Annotated in this window: 12 protein-coding genes; all 12 read right to left on the reverse strand. The window is 44.8% G+C overall.

Going from position 1 to position 12,183, the window contains the following annotated elements; all coding sequences use genetic code 11:
* Positions 1-307: 307 nt before the first annotated feature.
* Complete coding sequence (locus WKT00_RS11095; RefSeq protein ID WP_101696024.1) at positions 308-1,225, reverse strand: CvpA family protein; 918 nt, start codon at positions 1,223-1,225, stop codon at positions 308-310.
* Between the two features lie 9 nt (positions 1,226-1,234).
* Positions 1,235-2,488: a DUF5711 family protein gene (locus WKT00_RS11100; protein WP_101696025.1), complete on the reverse strand. Its 1,254-nt coding sequence runs from the start codon at positions 2,486-2,488 to the stop codon at positions 1,235-1,237.
* 205 nt (positions 2,489-2,693) lie between these two features.
* Positions 2,694-3,734, reverse strand: a complete 1,041-nt coding sequence (locus tag WKT00_RS11105; protein ID WP_101696026.1) for a LysM peptidoglycan-binding domain-containing protein — start codon at positions 3,732-3,734, stop codon at positions 2,694-2,696.
* A 105-nt stretch (positions 3,735-3,839) separates the two neighbouring features.
* Complete coding sequence (locus WKT00_RS11110; protein WP_101696027.1) at positions 3,840-4,337, reverse strand: HDIG domain-containing metalloprotein; 498 nt, start codon at positions 4,335-4,337, stop codon at positions 3,840-3,842.
* A gap of 135 nt (positions 4,338-4,472) precedes the next feature.
* Entirely contained in the window at positions 4,473-5,414 is a 942-nt protein-coding gene (locus tag WKT00_RS11115; protein ID WP_173815009.1) for a transketolase family protein, read from the reverse strand.
* Entirely contained in the window at positions 5,402-6,238 is an 837-nt protein-coding gene (locus WKT00_RS11120) for a transketolase (RefSeq protein ID WP_101696029.1), read from the reverse strand. The genes WKT00_RS11115 and WKT00_RS11120 overlap by 13 nt, the downstream gene beginning before the upstream one ends.
* Before the next feature lie 65 nt (positions 6,239-6,303).
* A complete protein-coding gene (fsa, locus tag WKT00_RS11125; RefSeq protein WP_101696030.1) occupies positions 6,304-6,957 on the reverse strand; it encodes a fructose-6-phosphate aldolase in 654 nt (217 codons plus the stop codon).
* Between the two features lie 245 nt (positions 6,958-7,202).
* Positions 7,203-8,300, reverse strand: coding sequence for a LacI family DNA-binding transcriptional regulator (locus WKT00_RS11130; RefSeq protein ID WP_101696031.1), 1,098 nt, complete (start codon positions 8,298-8,300; stop codon positions 7,203-7,205).
* Complete coding sequence (gene recR / locus WKT00_RS11135; RefSeq protein WP_101696032.1) at positions 8,300-8,896, reverse strand: recombination mediator RecR; 597 nt, start codon at positions 8,894-8,896, stop codon at positions 8,300-8,302. Before recR ends, WKT00_RS11130 begins: the two co-directional genes overlap by 1 nt.
* A gap of 17 nt (positions 8,897-8,913) precedes the next feature.
* Entirely contained in the window at positions 8,914-9,267 is a 354-nt protein-coding gene (locus tag WKT00_RS11140; protein WP_101696033.1) for a YbaB/EbfC family nucleoid-associated protein, read from the reverse strand.
* A 15-nt stretch (positions 9,268-9,282) separates the two neighbouring features.
* Positions 9,283-10,863, reverse strand: a complete 1,581-nt coding sequence (gene dnaX, locus WKT00_RS11145) for a DNA polymerase III subunit gamma/tau (protein ID WP_101696034.1) — start codon at positions 10,861-10,863, stop codon at positions 9,283-9,285.
* A gap of 18 nt (positions 10,864-10,881) precedes the next feature.
* A complete protein-coding gene (locus WKT00_RS11150; protein ID WP_101696035.1) occupies positions 10,882-11,967 on the reverse strand; it encodes a 6-phosphofructokinase in 1,086 nt (361 codons plus the stop codon).
* Positions 11,968-12,183 lie beyond the last annotated feature (216 nt).

Here is a 12,183-nt window from a genome sequence, read left to right on the forward strand (position 1 = left end):
CGAATAATTCTCTGAAAGAATTTTCAGGGTTGTTGTCTATTGTTTAATTATCAAGGTTCGTTTTTGTTGTTTGCTCTCTTGCGACAGCCATATTAGATTATCACATTCAGTCGAGCTTGTCAACAACTTTTTTAAACTTTTTAAATTTCTTTGTCTTTCTTATTTAAAAAGCCCACTCGCTTTCCGCGGTGGACTTTTATATTAGCACCTTTATTTTACAGTGTCAAGCACTTTTTTACAAAAAAACTACTTTTCTTTACATTTTCTACACAACTTCTTTTCACATTCTTTTCTATCGTTTTCACACCTATCGAATCAGCATCGCCAGCTTCATAATCGGGTTATACTCATATAATGTTTTCAGGATGTGATTCGTCTCTATCATCTGATACATTCCTCTTCCTGCCGGCGTTGTATAAAGTAATGTAATAATCACAAATGCAGTCCACACAAAAAACAGTGCCCCCACAATTCCTACCGCGCCTCCAGCCAGCCTGTTCAGAAAGCCAAGAACCGGAAGTGACGACACAATATCAAGCGCAAATACAATTGCTCGAAACACAATCGTAATCAACACAAATGTGCAGAGAAATGCAATCAGGTGAATGATGAGTTTCGCCAAATACTTTCCCACATACTGGGCAAACGTCTCCGCCCCTAATTCCTGATACACTTCGCCGTTGTTATTTGCCGACAACAGCTCCTTAAATATCTCCGGAAGCTCCGCCTGTTCAATTGCCTGCATCTGCAATTCTCTTGGAATTTCGGCGTTATTTATCGCTTCTTCCATTTCTTTTGAAGCTTCTCCGCTAAGACCATCTAAGATACTGCCGGATACCCCAAATTTTTCCAAATCTTCACTGGTAATATTTCCATTTAGAATATCATCAACGCTCACTCCATACTGAGCCAGCATGTCCTCTGTAACTCCAGCAGCCTCCAACACCCGCTTAACATTCTCTGCAGTAACGCTTTCTCCTTCCGGATCTGCCGCCATAGATGCCGCCTCATCTGCCATTACGCTGACTACCTCTTTTTGAATCATCTCATCCAGCGGTGTATACTCTGCAATCGCCCCCGCCACATACGGTGTCGCGAAAAACACACACACCAACGTAACCAGTGTCGTCACCAAGGACACTGCAATGCGAATGGCTCCGCGCCAGACTCCGATTATCATTCCGATCACTAATACCGAGCTTACCATTACAAACAACCAGTTCATAGCTTCTCCTTATTTTACAAGCCGTACTTTTTCCATTCCATTTGCATTCATCACAATGTACTTATTCACTCCGGCAATCGGAAAAATTTCCAAAATATTATTGTTCATTTCCCCTTCAAACTTCTGGATTCCATTTTTCATAAAAATACTGCATTTCTTGCCGTCATACATAATCACCTGATTACCGCAGATTTTTACGTGGTTATAGTCTCCTGTGAAATCTTTTGACATAACCATCTTTCCATTGGTATTGTAAAGCCGCAGCTCATATCCTTCTTTCCCTGCATTTTTCAAAACCAGTCCAATATATTTTTCACTATGAAAGACGCTTTTGATCTCTTTCTTTATCGAAACTTTCACCCGTTCTTTCGGTTTGTCGCCCCCTTGATAAATAACCAGACAGTTATCGCCTACCGCCACAGACACAGAATCATTCATATAAAATCCCGCTGCCATAATCGTATTCTCATATGTTTCCACAGCCACCTGGTGATCTGCCTTGTCCTCTCCCGCTTTTCCAAAGTTATAATATACGACCTTGGACGTTATGCTGCCTGCCTGCGTATACAAATACAGCACCTGCATTGTCTCTCCATCCGAAGACAAGGTCACATCCAGTGGATAACCCGTTCCCGAAAGAGACGTTTTGTGTTCCACCAATACATTTCCTGCCGTATCATAGCACATAATTTTGGTTATCCCATCACCTTTTAAAATCGCACTGACAATTCCCTGCTTAGAAACGTTGATCTTCTCAATCGGCATGGTGGTATGAATCTCGCCTTTGGTTCCTTCTTCCTGGAACACAACAATATCATTTCCACCTTTATCTGCTACAGCCGCCGCCTCTTCGCACACGTCAATAACCGGCGTTTTAATCTGATACGACTGGTTCCACTCTTCTTCTCCTTTTTGATTCAGATAAGCAATACCATCACGGCTGTATTTCAACACCCCATCTCCAAACTGAGCATACCCGTTATTTGCCGTTTTGCCATTTCCATAAGTATCTACCGTACGCACTTCGCTGTACGTCTGCAAATTAATCAGCAGATAAACTCCCACAACTGCTGCGATAACCGCTGCTGCAATCAGGATAACCTTCCTTCTGAATTTTATTTTACGTTTTCTGATTTCTTCCTCCATGTCTGGAAGCCTGCCATCCTCACTGTTAAGTTCATCCATAATTCTATCGATAATCTCATCCGTTGGATCTTCTGGTTCCCGTACTACATGGAAATTCCTATTCTTCCGGTGTAACATCTGTATTCCCTCTCAAAGTTTCAAGCCGTAGCTTGGATTGCATATAGCGCAATCATTATACCACAATGCGCAGAAAAGGAAGCACCCGCAAGGGTATTTACTTTTCAAGCTGTGGCTTGCCTGGTATAATCTGTCACGAATGTGGCAGCAAGCCGAGGAATCGGCTTGGATTGCATGTAGTGCAATCATTATACCACACTTCTTTTTATGGTAATAGTAATTTTTGCCCGATATAAATCAGGTTTCCATCTGACAATCCGTTCATCCTGCAGATTGCATCTACATGGGATGCATCCCCGTACACTTTTTCACTGATTCGATCCAGTGTATCTCCTTTGACCACCTCATAATACTCTTCGTCTCCCAGTTGCTCCTGCACCGTCGAAATTTCCGGCACCGTTCCTGTTTTCTGCACACTCTGAGTGTCTTTCTTGCTTTCTTTCCCGGAGAGCGTTTCCGCTTTTTGCTTTGGCTCTGTCACTGTCTGCGACAACGTTTCCAGCGACGTCTGAACCGCTTCCATTTTATCGTAATTGTTCATGGTTGAGATACCCATCGCCAATACTACTACAATCAGCAGTATGCTCGCAGCATATACAAATCTGGAATTTTGATGATGCTCTTTTGCTTCCAGCTGCTCCCTTATGGCACTGCGAAAATCCTTTGCAGCTCGATCCTCAACCACTTCACTGGGTGTCACGCCGATCTGTCGTCTTGCATGAATCATATAATTTTGCATATCGGGATTCTTTTCATAATAAATATAATGTCCGCCCATCTGCATTAGTTCCCCGAACTTATAGGCGTAGAATACTTCCTCATTCTCCACAGCATCCTTGTGAATGAAAATGCTGTTTGCTTTTGCAAAGAAACGCTCGTGAATTCTCGCCGCCTCCTGCTCCTGCCCCATCAGATTACCGCTCTCAATCAGGCACCATCCAATCGTCTGACAGGTTGGAAAATGCTCTTTCCGAAGTTCTTCCGCTCGATCTGACGCTTCAATATCAAACTCCAACTTCCCATTTTCTGTTTTCACTTCTTCCACCCGAACCGCCCCGGATATGTAAACGACTTCCTGCCCTTCCTGCGTCACAATCTCCCCGGCAAGTACCGCCATCACCGGCTCTTTTGCCGCTTTTTCTTTTAGCTGGTTCAGATAGGTATCTACATAATCTTCCACATAGATCTTGGGTTCATCGCTCACATTTCCTATCTGCCTTACATTTTTCGGAAATTGTCTTTCCATATACTATCACCTCATCTGCATATTTTTGCTTATGATAGCATATGACTTTTGCGGAATTTAGCGGTTGATGGAGCCTGTCCATTGGAAATTTACGGCAGAGTCTCTCTATTTTCGACGGCTTGTCTCACAGGCGCCGCAATACTTGTCTGTCAGCGTCGTAATCCATCCTTCTTTTGTCCTCGGCACCCCAAAAAGTGTCACCGGCCACATGTGATTCCGAATAATATCTATTTCTACCGGATTCAAATCAAAAAATTTGCGCGCATTCTGATACGCTTTCTCCGGATGTGTTATGCCATGAAACCGATCGCCCGTCTTCGCCGCATGGGTATGCCAATCATACAAGAACAGATCATGGAGCATCCCGCCTCTTGCCGCCGACTTAGCATCTAATTTCAGGAAGCGGCACCATTGATAATTATAGTACGCTACGTTCATGCAATGCTGATAGCAGTTCGTACTCCCATGATGGGGATAAAGCTTCATCCGAAGCACAACCGGATGCCGTGCAATATCCTTTACTTCCTGATAAAATTCATTCTTCCACGCCTGACGCTTCCGTTTTAACCTTCGCGCCGCAGATAACCGAAATTCTCTTAACATCTTTTCTCTCTTCCCACCTTTGATGCCCCTATTTTACCATTTGATCTCCACTATTGCAAATAGCTGCACCATCCAGCGCATGATTTCGCCGAATGGTGCAGCTATTTTTACACGGATTCCTTGTGGAACCTTAAATTATTTTACGAATGCTTTTACTTTTTCATAAATGCTGTCGCTGTCAAGTCCGTACTTCTTAATCAGCTCTGCTGCTGGTCCAGACTCTCCATATACGTCGTTTACTCCGATTTTCAATACTTTCGCCGGAGCTTTTTCTGCAACCACATCACAAACAGCGCTTCCCAGTCCGCCGATTACAGAATGCTCTTCTGCTGTTACGATCTTGCCTGTCTTTGCTGCTGCTTTGATGACTGCTTCTTCATCTAATGGTTTGATGGTGTGCATATTGATCACTTCTGCACTGATTCCATCTGCTTCCAGCTTCTCTGCTGCTGCTAAGGATTCAGATACGGTAAGACCAGTTGCAATGATTGTTACATCTGTTCCTTCCCGGAGTGTAATTGCTTTTCCAATCTCGAATTTATAATCTGGATGATCATTAATTACCGGAACTGCTGCTCTTCCAAAACGCATATAAACCGGTCCTACATGCTCGTAAGCTGCTTTTACTGCCGCTTTTGCTTCGATATCATCACTTGGATTCAGTACTACCATTCCAGGAATCGTACGCATCAGTGCAATATCTTCGTTACACTGGTGAGTTGCTCCGTCTTCTCCTACGGAAATACTTGCGTGTGTTGCACCGATCTTTACATTCAACTTCGGATATCCAATAGAGTTACGTACCTGCTCAAATGCACGTCCTGCTGCAAACATTGCAAAAGAACTTGCAAATGGAACTTTTCCGGTTGCAGCGATTCCTGCTGCCACTCCCATCATATTACACTCTGCGATTCCACAGTCAATGTGACGCTCCGGAAATGCCTTCTTGAACATTCCTGTCTTTGTTGCTGCTGCAAGGTCTGCATCTAATACTACTACATCGTCATGCTCTTTTCCCAGTTCAACCAGAGCATTTCCGTAGCTTTCTCTTGTTGCGATCTTCTTTACTTCTGACATAATGCTTCCCCCACTTTCTCTAAATCTGCCATTGCAGTCTCATACTGCTCGTCGTTTGGAGCAGCTCCATGCCAGGATGCCTGGTTTTCCATGAAGGAAACACCTTTTCCTTTGACTGTCTTCGCAATAATTGCAGTTGGACATCCCTTGGTTGCTTTTGCTTCTTTAAATGCAGCGTCAAGTGCATCAAAGTCATGTCCGTCAACATTGATTACATGGAAGTTAAATGCCTCGAATTTCTGATCAATCGGGTATGGAGAGTTTACTTCATCAATTGCTCCGTCAATCTGAAGATTGTTGTTATCTACGATGACAACCAGGTTGTCCAGTTTACGGTGAGCTGCCAGCATTGCTGCCTCCCATACCTGTCCTTCCTGAATTTCTCCATCACCAAGCAGGGTATATACTCGGTAGCTGTCTCCGGAAAGTTTTGCAGACAGAGCCATTCCTACTGCTGCAGAGATTCCCTGTCCCAGAGAACCACTGGACATATCCACACCTGGAATATGTTTCATATCCGGATGTCCCTGCAGATAAGATCCTACTTTTCTTAAGGTAGTCAGATCTTCTACTGGGAAAAATCCACGGTTCGCTAATGTCGCATAGTATCCCGGCGCAGTATGTCCTTTGGATAATACGAAACGGTCACGATCCGCTTTCTTTGGATCCTTCGGATCAATATTCATTTCTTCAAAATAAAGATATGTATAAATATCTGCTGCAGACAAAGATCCGCCCGGATGACCGGATTTTGCACTGTGAACTGCTGTCACGGCACCCTTGCGGACTTCATTTGCCGCCTTCATCAACTCTAACTTGTTCATGGTGTTCCTCCTAGTTTTATAATTCTATCTCTTTAATATATAGCATAACTTAGCTTTCGTGGCAACTATTCACCAAAAACAGCCTTGTAGTCTGCCTGGAATTTTTCAATTCCTGCATCTGTCAGCGGATGCTCTGTCATTTTCTCGATTACTGCATATGGTACTGTTGCAATATCAGCGCCTGCCAGTGCGCAGTCTGTTACATGCATTGGGTGACGAACGCTTGCTGCAATAATCTCTGTCTTAATTCCTGCAATCTTGAAGATCTCTGCGATCTCTGCAATCAGATCTGTACCTCTTACAGAAATGTCATCCAGACGTCCCAGGAATGGAGATACATAAGTTGCTCCTGCTCTTGCAGCAAGAAGTGCCTGATTTGCAGTAAAGATCAATGTTACGTTTGTCTTGATTCCTTCAGATGTCAGCTGTTTGCAGGCTTTCAGTCCTTCTACGGTCATTGGAATCTTTACAACCATGTTTGGATGAATCTTAGCGATTTCTCTTCCTTCTTTGATCATGCCTTCTGCATCTGTTGTAGTTGCCTTTACCTCTCCGCTGATTGGTCCATCTACGATAGATGCGATCTCTGCGATTACTTCTTCAAATACTCTTCCTTCTTTTGCAATCAGAGACGGGTTAGTGGTTACTCCACAGATTACACCCATATCATTTGCTTTTTTAATATCCTCTACCTTTGCTGTGTCAATAAAAAATTTCATTTTTGACTTCCTCCTCTTATCTTATCTTTTTACGATTTTTTTCAGACATTCCTGTGCAGTCTTCTATGTCTAAAATTATAGTCGTGTAATAAGATTCGGTCAATAGCACCTTGTTTTTATTAGTAATTTTATTTATTAATTTTTCGTATTTATTAATAATTTTCATACCCGTTTTTCAATTTTACTATGGTTTTTTGATTGGTTGAGCATTATTATTAGTAATAATTTTTCAAAACAAATTAATTTTATTTTTTCTTCCTGGTATTTGCCGGTCCCGTAGTCCCCCGTACAATCAGCTTCGGCTCATACTCGACGTGATAGGTACTGATCGGTTCCAGCTCTGAGTATCGGCTGTTCTGGGATGCCATTTTCTTCATAATAATGTCACAGGCATCTCGCCCTTTGAAGATCACGAAATGTTCAATGGTCGTTAGTTCCACCTTATGCATCCGCGCAAACAATGTGTTATCACATCCCATCACCGACACCTCTGACGGCACCTTGATCTTCGCCTCGTGGAGCGCGTCCAGCACGCCAAATGCAATCATGTCGTTTAGTCCTGCGATCGCTGTCACATTCTTGTTTTCCGAAAGCAATTCCTTCGTCAGATCATATCCAATCTTGTACTCAGAATCAATGTGGGCCACATCTAAATCAATTTCCTCATCGGCCGCCTTGATAATCACCTGTTCCTTCAGGCCTGCTTTCTCAAACTCTTTTAAGAATCCTTCTACCCGTTTGGAACGCTGTTTCTGCCGAATGGTAAGAGGCGGAGCTATATAGGCCACCTTCCGGTGTCCCAGCTCCAGAAGATGTCTGGCCATAATTCTTCCAAGCTTGGAATTATCAAGCTCCACAGCATCGACATTCATCTTTTCATTCTGATTATTAACGACGGCTACCGGAATCTGTTCTGCAAGTTCTTCCACCATCCCCATAAAACAATGACTGGGATTACAGGTATAGATAATTCCAAGCGGACGAAGCTCCCACATCATCTTCAGATAGCGTTCTTCCATCTTCAGATCTCTCTGGGTATTGCATACAAAAAGTCCAAAGCCCTGCTCTTTCGCCCTGGACTCAATTCCCTGCAAAAGCATTACATAATATGGGTTTGTAAGATTGGAACAAAATACCACCAGAAGCTTTTCCCGTTTTGCGCCCTTCCTAGTCTTGCGCCCCGGCGGAACGTAGCCCAGTTCTTTGGCGGCTCGTTCCACTTTTTCCACGGTTTCTCTGGAAAATGATACATTATGCCGTTTGTTAAGCACCATGGAAACGGTAGCCTGAGATACCCCTGCCGCCTTCGCAATATCGGTAGATGTCACCTTGTTCTTCTTCATTATAATTCCGTTCTCCCCTCCAGGGCACGCAGAAGCGTCACTTCATCAATATACTCCAAATCGCCGCCCACCGGCACGCCGCTTGCGATTCTGCTGACTTTAATTCCAGTCGGCTTAATCAGCTTGCTGATATACATTGCCGTAGTCTCTCCTTCCAAGCTGGAATTGGTGGCAATGATCACTTCTTCTACATCTCCCTGCAGCCTTGCAATCAATTCCTTCAGTTTAATATCCTCAGGACCGATTCCCACCATCGGGGAAATAGCTCCATGCAGCACATGGTAAACACCATTGTACTGCCCTGTCTTTTCGTAAGCCGCTAAATCTCTCGTATTTTCCACTACCATAATCGTCTTGTGATCCCGAGAAGCATTCTGACAGATCGGGCACAATTCCTGATCTGTCAGGGTATAACATTCTGCACAGTAACGCACATTTTCCCGCGCCTCTACCATCGTCGAAGCAAGACGCTTTACCTCTTCAATCGGCATATGGATCAGATGAAATGCAAGCCTTGCCGCCGATTTTGAGCCAATCCCCGGAAGGCAGGAAAGTTCTTCAATCAGTTTGGTAATCTGATTACTGTAATAATCCATTCCTGTCCACTCCTAAGCTAAAATAATCCCGGCATTCCGCCGCCCATTCCGCCTGTGAATTTAGACATTGCCGAAGCGGAAACTTCATCTACTTTACCCATTGCCTCATTAACTGCTGCCACAATCAGGTCTTCCAGCATTTCTACATCATCCGGATCTACCACTTCTTCATCTAGTTTCACTTTCAGAACCTGCTTGGTTCCGGAGACCGTTACTTCCACTGCTCCGCCGCCTGCGGTTGCAGAGAATTCTTTCGTCTCCATTTCTTTTGCCTGTTCTTCCATCTGACGCTGCATCTTCTGCGCCTGTTTCATCAGATTTGCCATATTTCCCGGCATTCCACCGCCTGGAAATCCACCTCTTTTTGCCATATTTCTTTCCTCCTGTTATTCATCCTCTACGGTAATCTCCATATGAATGAGATTTTCAATATCTACAAAATTATCCTCAAATCTTCTTCCTTCTTCCACCTGCCGCACGTCAATCTCCACTGACTTGCCGATCTTCTCTGCAATCAGCTGCGCGATCTCCGCCTTATGCTCCGGCGAAGCTACAACGCTCGCACTCAGTTCATCCGGCAGCACTACCAGAAGACGGTTTCCCTCGCCCGCACTTAGGCGCGCCCGCTTTAGATACATCCGAAGCATCGGGGAAGCATCATTCGCAATCATACGAAAATCCTTTGCCACTGCTTTGACATCCTCGTTCAGCGCCTGGGGAAGTTCCGGTTTGCTCTGCGGCTTAGCCTCTTCCATTTCATACCCGGCGTCCCCCGCGTATGCGACGGGCTCCATTCTGGCCACATTTTGAAGACCTTCTTCTAACTGCTTTTCAATTGCCCGGATTCGATCAAACAGCGCATCCTGATTCTGATCCATTGCCGGACGGCACAGCTTAATTAAGGTTACCTCCAGAATCACCCGCTTCTGTGCAGCATATTTCAGCTGGCTGGTAAGATCCGAGAAAATTCTAATATAACGGATCAGCGTGTCATTGTCAATCATCTGCGCCTCTTCACGAAGCTGCGCCAAATTCTCACTCGATACGTCCAGCACATCCTCCATATCATCTGAGCTCTTTATCAGCAAAAGATTCCTGAGATACCAGGTAAAATCCGCTGAAAGCTGAGATAACTCCCGGCCCTGCATCACCAGCTCTTCCACCGTCTCAATGACCTTGCGCACATCCATCGAAAGCAGCTCCCGAAGAAGTCTGCTAAACACCGACGTATCTACCGCACCAAGCACTTCCAGCACATGGTCATACGTCAGCCGCTCTCCAATATAAAATGCCACACACTGATCCAGAAGGCTTAACGAATCACGCATAGAACCATCCGCCACCTTCGCAATGTAACGGATCGCCTTGTCTTCTACGTCCCAGCCTTCCTTCTCAATCAATTCTCTTAACCTGGCTGAAATCGTCTCAATGGAAATACGCTTAAAATCATACCGCTGACAACGACTCAAAATCGTAATCGGTATCTTATGAACTTCCGTTGTCGCCAGAATAAAAATCACATATTCCGGCGGTTCCTCCAACGTCTTTAACAGCGCATTAAATGCGCCGATGGACAGCATATGCACCTCGTCGATGATATATACTTTATACCTTCCTTCCGTCGGACGGTATGCGACCTCTTCCCGAATTTCCCTGATATTGTCCACACCATTATTGGACGCCGCATCGATTTCAATCACGTTCATGGACGTCCCCGACGCAATGGAACGGCACATTTTACATTCCCCACAAGGGCTTCCGTCCACCGGGTGCTCGCAATTAACTGCCTTTGCAAAAATTTTTGCCACCGTCGTTTTACCGGTCCCTCTTGTTCCGCAGAACAGGTAGGCATGTCCAATCCGCTCCCCTTTGATCTGATTCTTCAATGTTTTTACTATAGCATCCTGCCCTTTTACGTCCTCAAATTCATCGGGACGAAATTTACGGTATAACGCCGTATATGACATGTTTTACACTCCTATCTGTTACTCCATCTCGGAATCTCCGAAACTGATTCCGGTCCATTTAGCTTCCTTAATAATCTCAGAAGCCGGATTTACATATTTTAGCTTTCCTGCAACTTCTGAAAGCGGAACTCGGACGATATCTCCTCTTCGAACCGCCATCATACAGCCGAATTCTCCATCCAGAATTGCTTCCGCCGCAGCCGCTCCAAGCCGAGTAGCCAGTACGCGGTCATATGCGCACGGAGACCCGCCCCTCTGGGTGTGTCCCGGCACCGTAATCCGGACTTCCTGATCCGTCTTGCTTTGAATCTTCTCTGCCACCTCATATGCCACAGACGGATATTTCTTCTTCGCTTTCTTTTCCTTTAGCGCCTTCTTGGAAAGCGCTGCATCTTCCTTAGAAATCGCGCCTTCTGCAACTGCAATAATCGTAAATCGCTTTCCGGCTGCTTTGCGCCGGTCAATCGCATTCACCACCACATCAATATCGTACGGAATCTCCGGAAGCAGAATGATGTCCGCTCCGCCCGCAATTCCGGCATGAAGCGTTACCCAGCCTACCTTATGCCCCATGACTTCTACAATAAATACCCGACTGTGGGAAGTCGCTGTTGTATGAATCTTGTCGATGGTATCCGTCGCAATATCCACAGCGCTTTGGAATCCGAACGTCATATCCGTTCCCCACAGATCATTGTCGATGGTTTTCGGAAGCGTTACCACGTTCAATCCTTCTTCTCTCAGAAGATTCGCCGTTTTGTGTGTTCCATTTCCTCCCAGCACCACCAGACAGTCAAGATTCAGTTTATGATAAGTATGCTTCATTGCCTCTACCTTATCCAAACCATTTGCATCTGGTACACGCATCAACTTAAACGGCTGTCTGGATGTCCCCAGAATCGTGCCGCCAAGAGTGAGTATACCAGAGAAATCCTTCGCTGTCAGCATCGTAAAGTTTGAATAGATCAATCCTTTATAGCCCTCTTGGAATCCGTAAATTTCTACATCTTCTCGTTTGGAACATAAACCTTTGACAACACCGCGCATCGCCGCATTTAATGCCTGGCAGTCCCCGCCGCTTGTCAGCATACCAATTCTCAGCATAAGTTTCTCCTTTCTTTGCCATCGTTTTCCACGTAGAAATTATAACTTATTTTAGAGAATCCTACAACGGGGGACAGGGGAAATGTCAATCGGGGACGGAGGTTTTTTCATTTGTACACGTCCCAAATGTAATCGGGGACGGAGGTTTTTTCATTTGTACACGTCCCCACTTGACATTCGGTGTATAATATTATCAGAACAATTCAGAAAGCAGGT

This window comes from Dorea sp. ICN-14282, assembly GCF_037890115.1.
In the GTDB taxonomy this organism is placed as follows: domain Bacteria; phylum Bacillota; class Clostridia; order Lachnospirales; family Lachnospiraceae; genus Dorea_B; species Dorea_B phocaeensis.